At 38.2% G+C, this 18,163-nt stretch carries 17 protein-coding genes; 5 read left to right on the top strand and 12 right to left on the bottom strand.

What is annotated here, in order from left to right; translation table 11 throughout:
* Nucleotides 1–32: 32 nt before the first annotated feature.
* The 4 genes from ACIFUW_RS06785 to ACIFUW_RS06800 all read left to right on the top strand — a co-directional run bounded on the left by ACIFUW_RS06785 (nucleotide 33) and on the right by ACIFUW_RS06800 (nucleotide 3,559).
* On the top strand, nucleotides 33–1,565 hold the full coding sequence (locus tag ACIFUW_RS06785; RefSeq protein ID WP_002286067.1) for an AMP-binding protein: 1,533 nt from the start codon (nucleotides 33–35) through the stop codon (nucleotides 1,563–1,565).
* Nucleotides 1,566–1,703: 138 nt separating this feature from the next.
* Nucleotides 1,704–2,516, top strand: coding sequence for a hydroxymethylpyrimidine/phosphomethylpyrimidine kinase (locus ACIFUW_RS06790; RefSeq protein ID WP_002286068.1), 813 nt, complete (start codon nucleotides 1,704–1,706; stop codon nucleotides 2,514–2,516).
* Complete coding sequence (locus ACIFUW_RS06795) at nucleotides 2,506–2,991, top strand: ECF transporter S component (protein WP_002286069.1); 486 nt, start codon at nucleotides 2,506–2,508, stop codon at nucleotides 2,989–2,991. Before ACIFUW_RS06790 ends, ACIFUW_RS06795 begins: the two co-directional genes overlap by 11 nt.
* Before the next feature lie 22 nt (nucleotides 2,992–3,013).
* The gene (locus ACIFUW_RS06800) at nucleotides 3,014–3,559 is read left to right on the top strand and encodes a TIGR01440 family protein (RefSeq protein ID WP_002286070.1); all 546 of its coding nucleotides are present in this window, start codon (nucleotides 3,014–3,016) and stop codon (nucleotides 3,557–3,559) included.
* 72 nt (nucleotides 3,560–3,631) lie between these two features.
* On the opposite strand, the gene ACIFUW_RS06805 is transcribed toward ACIFUW_RS06800, so the two are convergent.
* The 3 genes from ACIFUW_RS06805 to ACIFUW_RS06815 all read right to left on the bottom strand — a co-directional run bounded on the left by ACIFUW_RS06805 (nucleotide 3,632) and on the right by ACIFUW_RS06815 (nucleotide 8,144).
* Nucleotides 3,632–5,275 carry a glycoside hydrolase family 13 protein gene (locus tag ACIFUW_RS06805; protein ID WP_002303818.1) on the bottom strand — a complete coding sequence of 548 codons (1,644 nt, stop codon included), beginning with the start codon at nucleotides 5,273–5,275 and terminating at the stop codon, nucleotides 3,632–3,634.
* A gap of 128 nt (nucleotides 5,276–5,403) precedes the next feature.
* A complete protein-coding gene (locus ACIFUW_RS06810; RefSeq protein WP_002296712.1) occupies nucleotides 5,404–7,632 on the bottom strand; it encodes an AAA family ATPase in 2,229 nt (742 codons plus the stop codon).
* A gap of 32 nt (nucleotides 7,633–7,664) precedes the next feature.
* Nucleotides 7,665–8,144, bottom strand: coding sequence for a DUF6530 family protein (locus ACIFUW_RS06815; protein WP_002296714.1), 480 nt, complete (start codon nucleotides 8,142–8,144; stop codon nucleotides 7,665–7,667).
* A gap of 327 nt (nucleotides 8,145–8,471) precedes the next feature.
* Between ACIFUW_RS06815 and ACIFUW_RS06820 the strand changes: the two genes are divergently transcribed.
* Nucleotides 8,472–9,767 carry an ISL3 family transposase gene (locus ACIFUW_RS06820; RefSeq protein ID WP_002296623.1) on the top strand — a complete coding sequence of 432 codons (1,296 nt, stop codon included), beginning with the start codon at nucleotides 8,472–8,474 and terminating at the stop codon, nucleotides 9,765–9,767.
* 118 nt (nucleotides 9,768–9,885) lie between these two features.
* Here the strand turns inward: ACIFUW_RS06820 and ACIFUW_RS06825 are convergent, their stop codons facing one another.
* The 9 genes from ACIFUW_RS06825 to ACIFUW_RS06865 form a co-directional block, all read right to left on the bottom strand.
* Nucleotides 9,886–10,734 (bottom strand): DegV family protein, encoded by an 849-nt coding sequence (locus ACIFUW_RS06825; protein WP_002286075.1) that lies wholly within the window; start codon nucleotides 10,732–10,734, stop codon nucleotides 9,886–9,888.
* Nucleotides 10,735–10,890: 156 nt separating this feature from the next.
* Nucleotides 10,891–12,501, bottom strand: coding sequence for a polysaccharide biosynthesis protein (locus ACIFUW_RS06830; protein ID WP_002286080.1), 1,611 nt, complete (start codon nucleotides 12,499–12,501; stop codon nucleotides 10,891–10,893).
* A 243-nt stretch (nucleotides 12,502–12,744) separates the two neighbouring features.
* Nucleotides 12,745–13,062 (bottom strand): AzlD domain-containing protein, encoded by a 318-nt coding sequence (locus ACIFUW_RS06835; RefSeq protein WP_002295896.1) that lies wholly within the window; start codon nucleotides 13,060–13,062, stop codon nucleotides 12,745–12,747.
* A complete protein-coding gene (locus tag ACIFUW_RS06840) occupies nucleotides 13,055–13,834 on the bottom strand; it encodes an AzlC family ABC transporter permease (RefSeq protein ID WP_130033250.1) in 780 nt (259 codons plus the stop codon). Before ACIFUW_RS06840 ends, ACIFUW_RS06835 begins: the two co-directional genes overlap by 8 nt.
* Before the next feature lie 132 nt (nucleotides 13,835–13,966).
* On the bottom strand, nucleotides 13,967–14,902 hold the full coding sequence (locus ACIFUW_RS06845; protein WP_002295900.1) for a cation diffusion facilitator family transporter: 936 nt from the start codon (nucleotides 14,900–14,902) through the stop codon (nucleotides 13,967–13,969).
* A 75-nt stretch (nucleotides 14,903–14,977) separates the two neighbouring features.
* Nucleotides 14,978–15,370, bottom strand: a complete 393-nt coding sequence (locus ACIFUW_RS06850; protein WP_002295902.1) for a DUF4430 domain-containing protein — start codon at nucleotides 15,368–15,370, stop codon at nucleotides 14,978–14,980.
* The gene (locus tag ACIFUW_RS06855) at nucleotides 15,351–15,869 is read right to left on the bottom strand and encodes a membrane protein (RefSeq protein WP_002295904.1); all 519 of its coding nucleotides are present in this window, start codon (nucleotides 15,867–15,869) and stop codon (nucleotides 15,351–15,353) included. The genes ACIFUW_RS06850 and ACIFUW_RS06855 overlap by 20 nt, the downstream gene beginning before the upstream one ends.
* Before the next feature lie 147 nt (nucleotides 15,870–16,016).
* Nucleotides 16,017–17,090 (bottom strand): hypothetical protein, encoded by a 1,074-nt coding sequence (locus tag ACIFUW_RS06860; protein ID WP_002295905.1) that lies wholly within the window; start codon nucleotides 17,088–17,090, stop codon nucleotides 16,017–16,019.
* Nucleotides 17,083–18,000: a coiled-coil domain-containing protein gene (locus tag ACIFUW_RS06865; protein WP_002295906.1), complete on the bottom strand. Its 918-nt coding sequence runs from the start codon at nucleotides 17,998–18,000 to the stop codon at nucleotides 17,083–17,085. Before ACIFUW_RS06865 ends, ACIFUW_RS06860 begins: the two co-directional genes overlap by 8 nt.
* Nucleotides 18,001–18,163: the final 163 nt, after the last annotated feature.

Consider the following 18,163-nt stretch of genomic DNA (forward strand, 5'->3'; position numbering starts at 1 on the left):
TATATTACTTAACAAAAGATAATGGAGTGTGAATGATGGAGACCATAACGTATTCCCCTTTGAACTTATTTACGAATTTTCAAGAAGCTGCAGCTAACTTTTCCGAGACCCCGATTATCTTTGATGAGCCACTTTCAGCTTTCCCAGAATTAGGACTTGAAACAACTTACAAAAAATGCTGCGAAAGTGTGTTGAAACGGGCTTATCAATTGGCTCATCTTGGAGTGAAATCCGGAGACAAAGTTATTATTTATAAGAGTTCCGCTTTTGACACATACCTTCTAGCTGTTTCTGTGTCTTACCTTGGTGCAGTGCCTGTCATGACTTCTTATCATCTACCAACAACAACAATGGAAGTATTTATCGATCGTTTAGAAGACCCTTTCATTTTATTTGATGATGAGACAAAAAAGCGAGTGAGAGAAATTTCAAATGGAACAAAATCAAAACAGATTCCTATTCTTTATTTAATGGAACAACCTGCTTTGTCTGTTTCTCAATCATTTTTAGACAAAAATGAAATTTCTTATATGACCCATACTTCTGGTACAACTGGTATCCCTAAACTTATTTGTCATTCTGCTCATTCTATGGGATGGCGGACGAAATGGCAAAAAACAGTTTTCACAAAAATTTCGGAAAAGAAATTAATCGCTTTTCACATCTCTCCAGTGCATTCCAGATTCAATATTGGTATCTCTTCTTTGATGTCCATGGGATTTCCTATGATGCCTTTAGCAAACGCACAAAGTTCAAAAGTTGTTCATATGTTGGAAGCTCACCGGCCAATTGCACTAGAGACCCATCCGAATAACTTTGTTCAGTGGCGTTTTACTGCTAAGGAGCATCCAGAAGCTTTTTCGGGTATCCGATACTATCACTCCACTTTTGATGCTATAAACAACCAGACAATGAAGACATTTTTGCGAACGTCGATGGCACAGGATGCGGTATTTCTTCAAGTATATGGCCAAAGTGAATGCGGACCAATGATTCTTAAGGCTCATACACTAGAGAGTTTGAAAACAAGTGATGCAAGAGATATGGGCGTTGGACTGGAAGACATGACAAGCGCTCGGATTACAGATTCAGTTGGGAATGTCCTACCTGAAAACACAGATGGTCATATACAATTACTGTCTAAAGGACGGGCTTTGACTTATTACAAGGAAGATGCACGGTTCCAGGAAAATGTTTATGGCGATTGGTGGGATAGCGGAGATTACGGTTTTATGGATAAGCATGGCCACCTATTTTTGAAAGATCGGCAAGTGGATTTGATCGAAACGATCAATAGTACATTAGCTATTGAAGACTTTTTATTAGATTCGTTAGATTTTTTGGCAGAAGTAGTGATTGTAAGGGATAAAAATCATTCTCCACAACCGATTATTGCTTTAGCTCCTGATAAAGAAATGGATTGGAATCGATGGTGGGAGCAAGTCCATGAACTTCCTCGCTTGAACGTCCCTATCATCCGTGATTTTGATGCAATCCCGCGAACAGCTACAATGAAAGTGCAACGGCTTCAAATCGAGAAAGAATTAAAATCACAAAAGTCCTAACTATTTAAGGAAAGAAAGATCCATTTTGGTCTTTCTTTTCTTTTTGTTTTTTTAAATTGGATGAGATAAAAATATGCCAATTGGCTGTTTTTCTTTTTTGAAAATTTCGTTATACTCTTATTCATGGAGGAAAATGTTATGAAAAGAATCTTGACAATTGGCGGTTCTGATCCATTTGCTGGTGGAGGAATCCAAACAGATTTAAAAACTTTTGAGAATTTTGGTCTATTCGGACTAAGCGCCTTGACTTCTATAGGGGCACTAGATATTAATGAGCGATTTATGCTGGAATCTATATCTTTGGAATTGCTTAAACGACAGTTAGTTTCGATTGATAAAATGACTTCATTAGATGGTATCAAAATTGGGTTATTGAATTCAAGTGAAGCAATCATGGTTGTTCGAGACTTCATAAAAACAAAACAAAATATCCCAATCATTTTAGACCCTGTTTTGGCATTCAAAGAAACTGAAGCTGTGATCAATCAATTGTATATTTCGCAGCTCATCGAAGAACTTTTTCCACTTGTTACGATGATTACGCCTAATTTGGCAGAAGCTGCTTTACTTTCTGGTCAAGCTCTTCCCTCTTCGTTAACAGAAATGATCCATCTCGCTAAAGAACTCACTGCTTCAGGAACAAAAAACATTGTGATCAAAGGCGGCACAAGGATGGCTGGAGATGAAGCTGTGGATCTTCTCTATTCAATTGATCATTATGAGGTATTTTCTCATAAAAAAATCGACACTACAACAGTAAACGGGGCCGGTTGTGCCTTTTCTTCTGCAATAACAGCGAATCTTGTGTTAGGGGCAGATTTTACCAAAGCAGTAGCAGAAAGTAAAAAATTTGTTGCCCATTGTATTTCTAATGGCGTGCTGATGAACGATCATACCGGAAGTGTCTGGTCTGGCGGTATTCAAAAAGGAGGAATGAGAAATGAAAACTAAGCAATTAACGATCTATGCTATGCTGATTGCGTTGACAGTTGCCCTTTCATTAACAATTTTGATCCCTGTACCGGCTACGAATGGATTTGTGACATTATGCGAGGCCGGGATCTATACCGCTGCTTTTCTTTATGGTCCAACGGGTGGATTAGTTGTTGGTGCTTCCAGTGGTCTATTGATCGATTTGATTTCAGGATATCCGCAGTGGGCAGTTTTTTCATTAGTGATCCACGGGTTACAAGGATATGTTGCTGGTTCTTTCAGCAAATCTTCTACTCGTATGTGGGGATTAGGGCTTTTATTAGGAAGCTTAGTTATGATCATCGGCTATGGTATCGCCGGTTGGATTTTATATGATTGGCCGGCTGGAGTGGCTTCTATACCAGGAAACATCTTCCAAAATCTGATTGGAATGGGACTTGCCTTTCCTATAACTGCAAGTCTTCAACGTATTCAAGCACGGAAGCAATATTAATTGAAAAAGAAGGTTTTAGAAAATGAAGTTGTCAGAAAAAGAATTAAAAGACCAATTGACTGAAATAGTTAATGACATATTGGCTGAGGCACACTTGAAAAAAGGTGATCTTTTTGTTTTAGGATGCAGCACAAGCGAAGTCGTTGGAGGACATATTGGAAAAAATTCCAGTGCGGAAGTTGGTCAATGGATCATCCGTACGTTAAAAGAGTTGTTGGATCCTAAAGAAATTGCGCTAGCTGTCCAAGGTTGTGAACATTTGAACCGAGCATTAGTAGTAGAACGAACAGTGGCAGAAGCAAAAAATTTCGAAATTGTCTCTGTTGTTCCTGCACTACATGCTGGAGGTGCTTGTTCTGTTGCTGCTTTTGACCAGTTCAATGATCCTGTCGAAGTGGAACACGTAGTTGGACAAGCCGGTATCGATATCGGTGACACATCAATCGGTATGCATATCAAGCATGTCCAAGTACCTGTCAGACCTCGTTTGAAAACCCTTGGACAAGCTCACGTGACAGCCCTTCGCTCTCGTCCTAAATATATCGGTGGTCCTAGAGCGAATTATTGAAATGAGTAATTGACAGAGCAATCTGAAAAACTTCCTCGCAAAGTCCAACTAATGAACTTTAACGAGGAAGTTTTACTTGTTTGTTTTATATAACCGAGCTTCATAAGGTGCTAGTATGCCTTTAGCTTCAAATTCTCCGCTAGAGGAATTTGACAAGAGTAATGTCCAGGACTGATCTGCTTCTTTTGGAAGTTCATAGTCAGCAAGTGATTCTGTTAAGTTTACCATAATAAGATATTGTTCATCTTCTAAATATCTTTCATAGACATAAAGTTGTGGATGTTCATGAAGATATTCTTTATAAGAACCGTATATCAGACCTTTATTGGTTTGTCTAATGCGGATCATGTTCTTATAGAATTGCAGGACCGACTCTGGTTCATATTCTTGTTGTTCTACATTGATCGTTTTGGTATTTGGATTAGTGATCAGCCAAGGTTCATGTGTAGAAAAACCAGCATATTGTTCCGAAGTCCATTGCATGGGTGTCCTGCTGTTGTCTCTCGTTGTTTCACGAATGATATCCAATGCTTCTTCTCTTGTCTTACCTTCCGCAAGCAGCCTTTTATAAAGTCTTTTCGAATCTACTGCATCAACTTGATCGATCGATTCAAAGGGCATATTCGTCATTCCGATTTCCTGTCCTTGATAAATAAATGGCGTACCTTGCAAAAAGAAATACATCATAGCGATTGCTTTTGCAGACATAGCCCAAAAATCGGGACGAGTATCTCCAAACACTGAAACGGCACGAGGAACATCATGGTTTTCCATATATAAAGCGTTCCATCCGATACCATCCAATGAAGTTTGCCAAGCGCTTAATGCATGTTTCAATTTAAGGACATCTAATTGCCCTTCTTTTTCTTGCTGCCAGATATGGATATGATCAAATTCGAATATCATATCGAAATAACCGTCTTTCCCTACCCATTGTGGTCCTTCTTCTGCAGTGACACCACTTGCTTCTCCGACAGTCATGATATCGTACTCTTCAAAAACATGTTTCAAATCGGTCAAATGTTCTTCGATTCCTGAGACATTTTGAAAGGGTGAGAAAGGGTTCTCTGTGGCTTTTACTGAATATTCATCTTTTTTTACATGAGAAATCGCATCTAAACGAAATCCATCTATCCCTTTATCCAACCACCATCGGATCATATTGAATAGTTCTTCTTTCAATTTCTCGCTTTCCCAATTTAAGTCTGGTTGTTCTTTTGCAAAAACATGCAGATAATACTGTCCAGTTTCATGAGAATACTCCCAAGCAGAACCGCCGAAAATCGATGTCCAATTATTCGGTTCTTTGCCATCTACCCCGTCGACCCAAATGTAATAATCGCGATACGGGCTTTCTTTAGATTTTTTCGATTCTTCAAACCATTGATGCTGATCCGAACTATGGTTGATGACAAGATCCATAATCACTTTGATCCCTAATTCATGTGCTTCTTTTAGCAATAAATCAAAATCTTCCATCGTTCCGAATCTCTCTTCTATATCTTGATAGTCACTTACGTCATAACCATTATCGACAAATGGAGATTGATAGATCGGATTGATCCAGATAAAGCCGATACCAAGATCTTTCAAATAATTAAGTTTTTCACGGATCCCATTGATGTCTCCTTGACCATCGCCATTGCTATCTTTGAAACTAGCAGGATAGATTTGATAGCCTACTGCTTCTTTCCACCATTTTTGTTCTTGTATCATATCGTTTCACTCCTTTAACGGTCCCTCTTGATTATAACCGATTCTATTTTAGAAGTATCCTTGTTACCGGTAACTAGAAACGAAAAGCTCAACGAATCTGCTAAGTGCGTTCGTTGAGCTTTATTTTATCATAGATAGCGGGCAATCAGTTGAATCATTTGCTTGGGAAATTCATTCAAGTCAGTAATATCTACAAAACGACTTTCACCGTAGATCGACTTGATTTCTTCTTTGTCTTGGCCAATAGCTGCGGAGACAAATAGGATTCCTTGACGTTCATATTCTTTCAAAACAGACTGGATATCTTCTTTTGCTTTTTTGCCTGTATAATCCGGCAACGCTTTTGGCTGACCGTCACTAATATTAAGCAACAGTTTGGTTGTTGCGGATTGTCTGTTTAATTTTTCTGCTGCTAAACGAAGTGCAGCACCATCACGATTGTTTTGCCTTGGTTTCATAGTGACTAATTTTTCATTTAACCATTGAAATCCGTCTTCAAATTCTTTATAAGAAAACAAAGAAGTCTTTTCTCTTGACGAACGGTCTGCTGTATCTCCGTAAATCAACAATGGGATATCGACTTTCTTAGAAAATTCGGCAATGGCAATCGCTGCTTTTTTTGCCGCTTCGATCCGATCATCCCGTATCATTGACCCAGATTCATCGATCCGTACAGCTACCGCTAAAGAAGGTTGCTCATGTGGCGGGTTCTTTTTGTCAAAATTTCTCAAATCACCATATGCTACTTTGCTTGCATTGAACCGCTGACCTTCGTATTTTCCTTTTTGGTACGTCTCTGTTTGTTCATTATCCAGTAACTCTAAAATTTGCCGGCTAAGTGATTCTACTATTGGCATTACTTGCATGTGTAGCTCACGTGCTTCCGGCGTTTTTCCTTGGAAAGCTGGTCGGTGAACGATGAGACCTTCTTTTTCATGAATCGTTTCCTTCATGATTTGTCGCGCTTCTTTATTCAGTTGCTTCTTGATTTCCTTATCATGTGCTTCCATGTCAGAAGCAGACATTTCTTGAGAATCATCTCCTGTTTGTTGTTCTTTTTGATTTTTTCCTTCGATATCGCTACTGCGTTCTTTTTGCATTTGAGGAGGAATCTCGTTTTTTTCTATTGTTTCTTCTTGTTTCTCTTCTCCCTCATTTGGTTCTTCAGCAGACAACGATTTCTTTTCATCTAAGCGCAGAATTTCTTCAGCATTTTCAGTGATGTTTCGTTCATTTGCTTCTTCGGCGCTAATGGTTCTTTCTTTTGTATGCTCAGATTGAGGATGACCCCATTTTTCTTTTCTCAATATGTCCTGAAGTTCCAGTAGCAATCCACTGTCAGACAAAGCTTGTTCAAGAATTGCCAATTCATCTGAATCAGTGGATAATTTATACAAAACTTTTGGATAAATCGACTGGAGTAAATCTTGTCCTTGCTTATAGGTATTTGCCCAATAAAAATAAGAACGCATTCCTGCTACACCTTTGATGGCGTTAGCTTTTGCAGTTTCATCCAACAAACGGATAATCTCTGCCATCTTTAAGAGAAGTTCTTGTTTTTGGATCATAGTTTTCGCCATCGCACGTTCTGCCATGACTTCTAAGGCAGGAAGATCCATTTTTTCCGCATGTTGCATCCGATCTCTTAAAGATTCATTTAATGGGCGATTTCCTTGGTAATTTCGATTTGTAGTGATCACAATGACGCAATCTGGATGGCGACGAATGATTCCTGTCGGTAAATTCAACATCCCATTTGGTTCGAGCGCTGAGTTAAGTGCCACAAGAACAGAGGCATCTCGGATGACAGTCGGCTCTTGAATCTCTAATAAATAGCCTTTTTCAATCGCTCGAACGATTTCAGAAGGGTAATAGCTGTAATGGATTGCATCTGGATAATCAGCTTCGATCCTTTGAACTAGCTCTGCTAATTTTTCTTTAGCAGAAAAAGGATCAATGCCGTAATGGTTCTGGATCAGTGTCAGTACAGCTTCAAGTGTATCTGTTTGGTAAATAGCTTCTAGTAATTCTTGGTCTTGTTCCTTATTAGAATCTACTACAGGTAATAAGGCTCCGAAAACATCTGATTTGTCCATATCTGCAAAACAGGTCACTTTTGTATAGGGAAGTTGCAGATCAGCAGATAGTGCTTTGGCTAATTGTGTCTTCCCCGACCCGGCATCTCCTTCCAAAAGTACGTTACTGATTTTCATTTCAGGATCTTGCCAATTCCCTTTGATTTCGGAGGCGATCCGCCATTCTTCTGCACTTGTCCGATGGCTTTTCGGTTTCTTCCAGATCATTTGCTTTTCTAGCCGTGAAAAGGTTCGGTTTTCTGTTAGTGAGAAATTCTCCATGCTTCTCTTCCCCTTTTGATCATCTCTGTCTATTAATATCCTAGCTCATCTAAAAGACGTTTTAAAATACGGAATCGTTCCCCAATCAGTTCTCCGTCTTTTTGTAGTGTATCGTAATACAAAATGATGTCTTCATCGATCTTTGGATTTTTGGTATCTACTTCTACCGTCATTCGGTTCCCTTGTAATCCAATGATGTCTACGACTGGATTTTCTGGATCATAAAATTTTTCATAACGATAAGCATCTTGGAAGTATAAACTTCCTTGCGCAGCTAAGATCGCTAAATCTAAAATACGTGTGATTGGTAATTCTTCCGACTGTCGTGACCATTTTTCTCCAGTATGTCGCCATACCTTGCCTGAGATATCGACTTTTCCACGATCATTCCACTGAGCAAGGCCCAGTGAAAGCCCTTTTGCATCCATATTTAATGCATTTCTTCCATCAACTTTATCATAGTCTTCTACAACGATTACTGGTTTATGTTTTAAATTTGTTGGTATTTCCATTATTTTAACTCCTCATCCTTTTATTTTTAGTAAATAAGTAAATTAGTAGTTTACTCATTTACTAAACTATATGCGACATTATAGAGGATTGAAGTGAGGATTGCAAAGAAAAAGAGCTTCATTGATAGAAATAAAAACACCATCTCGTTCTTTTACACGCTCATTAGTAACATGTAGAAAGTCCAAGATGATGTTGGAATATTTTGGCTCTATACTTTTTGATGTTGGTGAACTTCACCAACATCTTTTTTGTATAAAAAAATATAGAAAAGACACCCTGAAATCCTTTAGAATTAATTTGGCTACCAATTCATAGGAGGATTCAAGATGTCTCATACTCAGCTTATCAAAGATACCCTAAATATTCTAGACCTAAATATCTATTTCGAGGAAAATTGTTTAACTAAAGAAAAATACAAAGGGCAAATTTGCTTGATTTACAAAGGAACTCTTCTGTACAAGCCAGAAGAGTGTTCCCATTGTCTTTGTGTCGTCCCCTCTAGGATCATTCGTTGGGGGACGACAACCGTTCGGTTGTTACTGAATGATGTGTCTGAGTATCGCACTTATCTGGAGCTGAAGAAACAACGATTTAAATGTAAGTCTTGCCAAAGAACATTCGTAGCGGATACCTCTGTTGCTGAAAAACACTGTTTCATTAGTCAAAAAGTTCGTTGGTCTGTCATTGCTCGCTTAAAAGAGAATACTTCCATGACGGAAATCGCTCGTCAGAAAAATATTTCCACTTCTTCGGTCTATCGTGTCATGAAGCGATTCTACCGCCCATTGAATCCTTTCAAACAGACTTTGCCAAAGGTCTTATGCTTTGATGAATTCAAATCGGTTCGAAGTGTTGCCAGTGCAATGAGTTTTATCATGATGGACGGACAAAGCCATGCATTATTGGATATTGTCGAAAATCGACGCTTGCCTTATTTAGAACGCTATTTTTCTCGGTTTTCATTAGCGACTCGTGAAGCCGTTCAATTGATTGTTATTGATATGTATGCGCCTTATGTTTCGTTGGTGAAAAAGCTTTTCCCGAATGCTCAGTTGATCATCGATCGTTTCCACATCGTCCAACATATTGGCAGAACTTTCTTGAATCATCGAGTGAAAGAAACCACGGTACGACTTAAAGGAAATTCCCACTCTCAACGAGGGTTAGGGAAAAAATTGAAGCGCTATTGGAAACTCCTACAAAAAGAAGAAGCAAAGTTAAACTATGAAAAACGGGTTTGGCGTGCCAGTTTTAAAGATTATTTGACTGAAAGTGAGATTGCCGATCGACTGTTAGCTGCTTGTCCCAACTTACGCCAAGGCTATCAGTTATACCAAGACATTCTTTATGCGGTAAAGAAAAGAGATCAGTCACTATTTGAGGATTGTTTAACTAGAGACATTAGCGGTCTGCCAGAAACCTATACAACCACTTTACGAACGTTTAAAAAGTTTCTGCCACAGATCCAAAATGCGCTTCACTACAGCTATTCAAACGGACCATTGGAATGCTTAAACAACCACATCAAAGTATTAAAACGCAATGCGTACGGCTTTCGCAACTTTTACAATTTCAAACTACGAATTATGATTCGTCATGGCAAAACATTTTTAACCAAATAAACAGAACAGAAAGAGGTTTTCTTCTTTCTGTTCTGTCCAAATTATTCTAAGATTTCTCTTTACCAACATCATTTGACAAAGAGCCAATATTTTTGGTATGTTTTTTGAATAAAAGGAATTATTGCGCTGAAATGGCAATGCCGATGGCTTTTTCACCTAAATGTGTACCAATGACTGGTCCGAAATGACCAATTTCGATTTCTGCATTTGGATATTTTTTCTGCAATTTCTCTTTCTCCGCAATCGCTACTTCTAAATTATTTGCATGTATCACGTAAAGTTTGACTGGCGGTTGTATTTCGTTATTTCTTCTACCAATAATTTCTTCAGCTCGAGCAAATGCTTTTTTACTTGAACGGATTTTTTCGAATAAAACAATTTTCCCTTCAGAAAATGTCAGGATCGGTTTGATTTTTAATAAGCTGCCAATCAGCGCTGCACCATTTGTCAAACGTCCTCCTCGTACTAAATTGTTCAAATCATCTACAATCAGATAAGCATAGGTATTATCTCGGATTCGATCGATATGTGCAAGTATTTCATCAAGGGACTGACCTTCATCATTTAAGTCTAAGGCAGCTTCTACCATGTGTCCCATCGGCATACTAGTGATCTTAGAGTCATAAGGAATGACCGTTACTCCGCTGATGTCATCTTTCATCGCAAATAATGTGTTGACAAAGCCAGAAATCCCTGAAGAAAGATGGATACTTAAAATCGTGTCATACCCTTTCTCTTTCAATTCCTCATATAAACCCAAAACTTCCCCTACGACAGGTTGTGAAGTAGTAGGAAAATCTTTACTGTTTTTTAAAAGTCCATAATATTCATCCGCTTCGATATCGATTCCTTCGTTATAAATTTTCCCATCCATAATCAAAGGGATTGGAATAACGAATAAGTCGGGATGGTTCTTGATACGTTCCGGCAGATATGCCGAACTATCTGTAACTACTGCAAGTTTCATGTGTTTAATTTCCTCGTTTCAAAGAATTTTTCCAGACCTTATAACTATATCATAAGTAAGATTAGATATGAAACTAAAATTGGAAAATAGAAAAACGACAAGCGTAATCATACGAGTTGCCGTTTTTCAAGTGACAGCAAAAAACGATTAGTTAACCTATTCTTTGCTTCTGCTATGATGTTTAACATTTTTCAACATTCGAAACCCATTTTTTCCGAATTGAGAAAATAAAAATACTAAGCCGCCAATACTTCCTACAGCCACACAATAAATCATTGCATAGCTTTTTGATTCCATTGACAATCGCTGATTCAGCAAAAAGAAAACGGCAAAACATACTGCAAGCATAATCAGGGTGGAGCGGAAAGTTTTTAAGAAAAAATTGCTGATCTTTGCTAAAGGTGCTATTCGGTATTCTTTGCACATAAAGTGATAGCCGCGAACAAAGACAATACCGAATGCTAAGCCATTTGATAAGCTCATCCCGTATCCGCCAACTAATCCTAATCCGATTACTTGGAAGATGACTTTCAGGATAATTGCTTCTACAGTTAATCGGATCGCAAAACGATGGTGATTCAAAGATTGAAGCATCGTAGATAGGATCGTGAATAAAGAGAAAAACAAAGAAGCTAGCAAAGCCATTTGGAAATATCCGACACTTTCAGGATCATAGCCAAAAAACAATGTGTATAGTGGTCCAGCTAATAAAGACATTCCAGTCAATGAAGGAAGAAGAATCAATAACGCAATCGAAAAACTATCTCCTACTGTTTTTTCGATTTGTATCCGATCTTTTTTCTTCATCGTGCTTAATATTGGCAAGCTGCTTATAGCTACTGTTCCTACCATGGAGATCAGGATCAATGTCAATTTATTTGGATTGACAGAAGCACGGCTGAATAAGAATTCCAGTTGCTGATCTGCGATCTCTGGACGGAAAAAGTGAAGCAGTGGTTTCATCGTTACTTGGTCGATCATTTGAACGATAGTAATGACTGAGCCGACAAAAATAAACGGTAGTGTTTCCCGAATGATAGAGACAGAGGCAGATCGGTTTTCTCTTTCGAAATAACGGCTGGAAATCAAAAAATCTTTAAGTTCGAAGAAGTCTTTTCTGCGTCCGACGATATACATATGGATAATCGCAGCTAACCCACCGAAGAAAGAAGCGACTGTACTGATCAATACAGCTTCTAATATGGTTCCGTCAGTCAATACGCGCAAGTAATAAGTACCAGCCAAGATAACGATCACTCGCACAGCCTGTTCGATAATCAAAGAAGTTCCATAAGGCCGCAGATCATTTTTTCCTTGGAAATATCCTCTCATTGCACTAAGAATTGGGATAGCAATCAAAGATGGGCATAAACTTCTGATAGCTAGTATCCCATTATTAACGTTAGCAATCGGACTGATTCCGGCTAGTAAAGGAGCAAATAAATACATCAGTGCAGCAGAGGCGATACCGATGACAAACATGATATTGATCGTACTTCTAAAAATCAGCCGACAAGCAGCGTTATCTCCTTCTTTTGTGGCTACAGCTACTTTTTTTGCAATCGCATTTGGAAATCCGACTGTACCAAGCATCAGGAACAATCCATAAGGAAGATAGCCAACATTATACAATGTCGTAGCAAGCATACCATCTTGATTGTTCCCCATCATACTTAGCCAGGGAATCAAATAGACTACCCCTAAAACTTTACATAGAAGATTAGCAAAGGTTAGCCAAAATGTTCCTTGCATCAATTTTTTATTCATTTAAATTCCCTCAACTATTCTTTCATAAAATAAACATCTTCCCTATTATAGCAAAAAATCATAGAAGGACAAATCCCTCTCTAATTCCTAAAATAAAAAAGAGCTTGCATCATAAGCCAACACTAATCTTTTTTATCCCTACGAATAAACTTGCATCCAGAATTGACTGTTGCAAATGCAGTTCGGATAGATCAGTTTGAACAACTTATGTCGCAATCTCTGTTTTTAATAAAATAAAACAGTTTAAAGCATAGACAGCAAAAAGACAGACGCAAGTCCTGTCAAAACTGACAACGCCATCGAACGTGTTTTGTAAGCCACGCCTGCTACTAGAATCATTGCAGCTATTTTGATATTCCAAGCAATATCCAGATGTTCATGAGTAATGAAAACATCTTTAAAAGCTAACGCCGCAAATAATGCCACCGGTACATATTTCATCCAGTCACTGAACCAGGATGGCACTTTTCGATGAGTAAAATAAAGCATCGGGAACAAGCGCGGGATATATGCCACGATGAACAGACAAGCAACTAAAAGTAGCAAATATAGTTTAGTCATGGTGATTGGCCTCCTGTTCCGGGAAGTTGAAGAGCGGCTCATTGACATCTTTACCGCGGTCTCTTAGTTTCTTAGCTTTTTCTTTTTTGAATGCCTTCTCCAGCATAAATCCGGCAAATGAAGCAATGACTGTTGCTGCAATCAATCCGAAAGTATTTTGGAAAAATACCATGAATACGACCCCTAATACGCCTGAGAATAAACCTGTAAAGATCAGTAGTGCGCTTTTCATCTGCATGATAAACATGAAAATGAACATGGCCGTCAAAGCAAAATGGACAAGGTCAGCATCTACTCGAATCACCGAGCCGAAAAAATTACCGATCATATTGCTACCGGCCCATGCAGTCATTGAGAACCAATTGACATATAAAGCCTTTCTTTTATTCCAGGAAGGGTCAGTTGAAAACTTTAAGTAGTTCACCGCATAGTTTTCATCATTCAGTGATTGAGAAAAGACAGCCAAAAACGTCCGCTTTTCTTTTTTCATAAAACCGGCAAGACTTGCTCCTAATAATGTATAGCGTAATTCTAAAAAGAAAACCATCAATAATGTCGTTGCAAATGATGCTTGCGTCGTAAGCATAGATGCAACTAAAAACTGCGCGCCACCGGAAAAGACCAGAATCGATAACAGTCCTGATAAGAGAGGATCAAATCCAACTTTTTGCAACAATACTCCGCAAGCTAATCCTACTGGTATATAGCTTATACAAAGTGGCATCACTGCATGCAAAGCTTGAAGCCATGGCGCACTTTTCTTTTTGTTCATTAAAATATCTCCTTTAATTACAACAAATAAACAGCGGACTCATTGTAACATAAATTCGCTAAATTGTAGCCGTTTTATTTAAAAACAAGATTATATTTTTCTCATTTTTGCTTCAATTCATGAATAAACGTTTTATTTACGAGAATAATTTGGGTCATATTTATCTGTTTCAATGTATATATACATCTTCTTGTCAGGAAGAGACTGACGCATATTTTTTTCAATATCATTGATGACCGAGTAAGCTTCATTCTCTTTGTTACCAACGATATCTGCTTTTGCTGCAACTAAAATCTCCGTTGGACTTAAATGAACTGTTTTTATATCGATCAGCCGACTGATCTCAGGACGTTCAAAAGCTAACTTGATTTTTGATAAATCGCTTGCTGTCACGCTTTCACCGATGATCAGACTATAAAATTCTTTTGCTAGGAAAATGGCGGCTCCCATCAGCAAGAAACCGATCAGCAATCCGCTGATCGCATCAAATGCAGCAATCCCGGTTGCATAAGTCAATATTGTTCCTGCTAAAGCCAAGACCAAACCGATTACAGCACACAAGTCTTCCGTAAAAATAATCAGTATTTCACTGTGTCGACTTTCGCGCAAAAAGCGCATCGTGGAAAGTTTTTCAGTATTCAATTCTTTGATTTCTTTCATTGCCACGCGTAACGAACTTCCTTCGATTACCAAACCAAATAACAGTATTGCTATAACAATGATCGGATTACCCACTTCATGGGATGGATGCGTCAACTTTTCAAAAGCTTCCATCACCCCAAGTGCCCCACCGCCGAAGAAAAGCATCATTGCGACGATTGTACTGAAAAAGTATTTTGCTCGTCCTTCACCAAATTGATGCAACTCGCTCTGTCCTTTATTGGCTTGTTTATCACCGAATAACAGCAAAATCTGATTGCTGCAATCAACGATACTGTGGATGCTTTCGTTTAGCATGGCGGCACTGCCACTGATTGCATAGCCGACAAATTTGCTGATAGCAACTAGAATATTAGCCCCTAGAGCAGCAATTACGGAAAACATTCCGCTTTTTTTAAAATTTTCCATGTTATTTTCCTTCTTTCATCAACTGAACTCACTGAATTATGGCAATATTCGCCCTTTAACAGTTTTTTATGAAACTTATAGTTTAGACAAATTGAAAATGACCGATTGTCCATCATTCAATTTGATCTCTTTGGCACCAGTAGTAGCACTTTTCCCGTCCACAGTAAACATCCAATAGAGTTGATTTTTCTCATCCTGTGAGTGCCCTTCAAGCGAAGTGATGAAGCCGTTATCTTCTTTGACTTCAAAATTTCGTTTCAAAATACTCAGTAAATCATCGCCTTTTTTGAAGACCACTTCTTTTTCCGAAAAGTTTTGACCATTTTCTTGTAACGTGATTGTTGCTTTTTGCGATGTTTTTACTTCCTCCTTTTGGTTGGAAGCCGATTGTGTATAGGTTGTACTGCAACTTGTCAAAATGAGTATACTGACACTCATTGCAAGCAAACTATAAATTATTTTTTTCATTTTTTCCTCCTGAATGATTGTAAAAACGTTTGACGACTGGCAGAAAAACAAGAAAGAACACAACATTGCCTATACTGTGCATCAAATCAAACGACACCCCTTGAAGGTAATAGATCCAAGGTTGAGGCAAACGATATAACAGCGTATCAAAAACGGTCATACCTATTCCGTAAACCATGCCCGCCAGAAAAAAACAGACTCCCTTTAACCATAGATTCCTTTGCACTGTTTTTCTCAAGCAGACGATTGAAAACAAACTCAGAACAACAGTATAGCTGATCCATTGGCCGATGACCCATGGTCCAACACCAAAATAAAAACTGCTGATCGCAATAGAAAGACTCATGACAATTAACGCATCTTTTAAGCTTAAGTAAAGTACTATAAATAAAAAAATAGCAGTCATTGGCTGGAAATTCGGAATAAATTGAAAAGCGATCCTACCTGCTACACAAGCAGCAGACAATAAGCTAAGCTGTGCTATTTTATTTGTGGACATTCCTAATGAAATCCCTCCTTCATCAGCAAGTTATTCACGTCCATTTAGTACATACAGAAAAGACTTGTGACAATTATTCTGGATAACTGCCGCAAGTCCTTTGGAACAGAATTATCTGAATGACATCTGGTAATCCAACTTATCCAATCAGGACTTTCTCACCATTAATGGGACCAAGAATTCGTAATTGATAAAGAAATCAATGACAGATCGTGGGTAGTCTCCAGATGAGATCGACAAGACTGTTTGATCTTTTTCGTTTGTTGTTATCGTTAAAGACTGTCCTTTATCTAATCGTACTTGATAAGTAGTTTCGTTGATCTTTTCCATATCGTAGGATGGATTTTTCATTGCCACGATAAAAATATCATCCAATACTTCATTCGTCAATTCAAATTCGCTCTGAAGATTCAAACGAAGTGGCTTCGTATTGTCTAGTAATGTCTGATTAACGGTAAAACCAAGTGTTCTTGCATGGGCTAATAATTGATTCAATTTGTGATTGAATATCGTGATCTGCCCTGCAGAGAATACTCGATCCACTGACCAGTGTCGGATCAAAGAAAGCACCCGGTCATCTTGGACATTGATTTCCATTGTCTCTGGTGATACGTTTAGGAGACTCATCGATTCCACTTGGTATCGTTGATCGATGGTCGGTAATACAAAGGAAAAGACTAATTCGTTTTGTCCATTCAACGTATAATTGATCGAAAAATGTCTTGTTTTCCATGTGTCATAAGCTGAATTTGACCGTTCCAGACCAATATCATTCAACGGTTTCAGTAATTCATACGTGAAGTATTCGATCAGGCTTGTCTTTCCGATCGTGGAGATTGGTTCTTCATTCAATATAAAACGATCATATGATTCTAATAATTGTGGAAAATCTGATTCGATCAAATCTTTTCTCATACGTAAATCCGCTAATTCTGCTTCCGCTGTTTCAATCAAACTGACGATATCTTGATGATCTTGCTCTTTTCCTTCTAAATACCCGGGATTTTCAGTTATTTCGTAAGCATGGGTGTTTTCTGCAGTATTCGTATTCGTCGGAGTTACTTTTTCTTTTTCATGTATTTTTGTTTCCTCTAGCATAGGGATTTCTTCTGTGTCATCCAGAGGATTACTTGTTTGTTCTTCCAATGAAGTGTTCGTTTCTTCATGATCTTCTGTTTGTTCTTCATTTTTTGTCCATTCTGCTTCATCGTGTTCATTCATACTCGGAACCTCCTTCATTAGATTGATTATTAGGATTCTCATTGCCAAGATAATTCATCAAGAATTCATGGATTGCTTGACCGAATCCCTCTTTGCTACCGAAATAGCGTCTGATTTGCCTTTGTTCTTTTTCTACGATGGCTGCACGAAGCTGGTCTGCTCTTGCTTCTTGCTTCAATGCTTCTTTTTGCTGCTGGATTGTTTCAGGCGTCTCAATATAAGGAAGCCAGCCTAATTTTTCATTAGATAGTACTTGCTTCTTCTTCTCTAATTCTTGAATTTCTTCCTCGATTTTTTTACGATTCAAGAATCCTTTATTGTCGTTCAAATCAGTCATTTGTCGATTGATTTCTTTTATTTGTTCATCTAAACGTTCAATTTCTGTCTGAGCAGTGATCACCTTTGCGTCTAGCTCATTGATTTTTTTGTCATAGTCCGTTGACTCCGGTTGGGAATATTTCTCCCACTCTTCATCGATCTTAGGCAAAACAAAAATTTCTGGCAGACTTGCATCAATACCGACCGTGGGCCGATCATGGTAATAAGTGCCGATTTTGTAATAGCTCATCGTTGGCGAGATGTTTTCTACTTGTTCCATAAAAGGAAATTCCTGTAAAAAACGATCATGGATCTTACGCATCAGCAATTGATCGATCTCGTGATTTTCATTTGAGCTTCTTTTTAATTCTTCATTCAATCGGCCATTGTATAAACGGTAGATCTCAGGGATATCTTCTTCGCGGACAGCTTTTTCAAAAGCCTGTAAGTCTTCTAATAATTGGGAAAGATTCATGCTTGCTTTTTCTTTGATATCGTAAAAAGAAGACGATTCTTGTCCTGTATCCTGATCCGCGTTCGTCTCCTCTAGTTCGTCTGGCTCATAATTTGCATTTGTATCTGGCTCTTTCATACTACTTGCCTCCTCTTACTCATCTGTTTTTCACTTATTAATACTTCAATAGTACCATTTTCTGTAAAAAATTGTTATAAAAAAGAGCGGGCAATGCTCCATAAAACAGGCTGCACCAAAATTTGGTACAGCCTTTTTTTCGATCAACTAGTCTTTCCATCTG

The organism is Enterococcus sp. PLH-Efm8 (genome assembly GCF_053011625.1).

What these genes read in the sequence shown, in the direction of transcription:
- ACIFUW_RS06825 (WP_002286075.1), bottom strand. Translation starts at nt 10,734, where the DNA reads ATGAAACTTGCAGTAGTTACAGATAGTTCGGCATATCTGCCGGAACGT.
- ACIFUW_RS06865 (WP_002295906.1), bottom strand. Translation starts at nt 18,000, where the DNA reads ATGAAAGAGCCAGATACAAATGCAAATTATGAGCCAGACGAACTAGAG.
- ACIFUW_RS06830 (WP_002286080.1), bottom strand. Translation starts at nt 12,501, where the DNA reads ATGAATAAAAAATTGATGCAAGGAACATTTTGGCTAACCTTTGCTAAT.
- ACIFUW_RS06820 (WP_002296623.1), top strand. Translation starts at nt 8,472, where the DNA reads ATGTCTCATACTCAGCTTATCAAAGATACCCTAAATATTCTAGACCTA.
- ACIFUW_RS06840 (WP_130033250.1), bottom strand. Translation starts at nt 13,834, where the DNA reads ATGAACAAAAAGAAAAGTGCGCCATGGCTTCAAGCTTTGCATGCAGTG.
- ACIFUW_RS06855 (WP_002295904.1), bottom strand. Translation starts at nt 15,869, where the DNA reads ATGTCCACAAATAAAATAGCACAGCTTAGCTTATTGTCTGCTGCTTGT.
- ACIFUW_RS06860 (WP_002295905.1), bottom strand. Translation starts at nt 17,090, where the DNA reads ATGAATGAACACGATGAAGCAGAATGGACAAAAAATGAAGAACAAACA.
- ACIFUW_RS06835 (WP_002295896.1), bottom strand. Translation starts at nt 13,062, where the DNA reads ATGACTAAACTATATTTGCTACTTTTAGTTGCTTGTCTGTTCATCGTG.
- ACIFUW_RS06785 (WP_002286067.1), top strand. Translation starts at nt 33, where the DNA reads ATGATGGAGACCATAACGTATTCCCCTTTGAACTTATTTACGAATTTT.
- ACIFUW_RS06850 (WP_002295902.1), bottom strand. Translation starts at nt 15,370, where the DNA reads ATGAAAAAAATAATTTATAGTTTGCTTGCAATGAGTGTCAGTATACTC.
- ACIFUW_RS06845 (WP_002295900.1), bottom strand. Translation starts at nt 14,902, where the DNA reads ATGGAAAATTTTAAAAAAAGCGGAATGTTTTCCGTAATTGCTGCTCTA.
- ACIFUW_RS06790 (WP_002286068.1), top strand. Translation starts at nt 1,704, where the DNA reads ATGAAAAGAATCTTGACAATTGGCGGTTCTGATCCATTTGCTGGTGGA.
- ACIFUW_RS06805 (WP_002303818.1), bottom strand. Translation starts at nt 5,275, where the DNA reads ATGATACAAGAACAAAAATGGTGGAAAGAAGCAGTAGGCTATCAAATC.
- ACIFUW_RS06795 (WP_002286069.1), top strand. Translation starts at nt 2,506, where the DNA reads ATGAAAACTAAGCAATTAACGATCTATGCTATGCTGATTGCGTTGACA.
- ACIFUW_RS06815 (WP_002296714.1), bottom strand. Translation starts at nt 8,144, where the DNA reads ATGGAAATACCAACAAATTTAAAACATAAACCAGTAATCGTTGTAGAA.
- ACIFUW_RS06800 (WP_002286070.1), top strand. Translation starts at nt 3,014, where the DNA reads ATGAAGTTGTCAGAAAAAGAATTAAAAGACCAATTGACTGAAATAGTT.
- ACIFUW_RS06810 (WP_002296712.1), bottom strand. Translation starts at nt 7,632, where the DNA reads ATGGAGAATTTCTCACTAACAGAAAACCGAACCTTTTCACGGCTAGAA.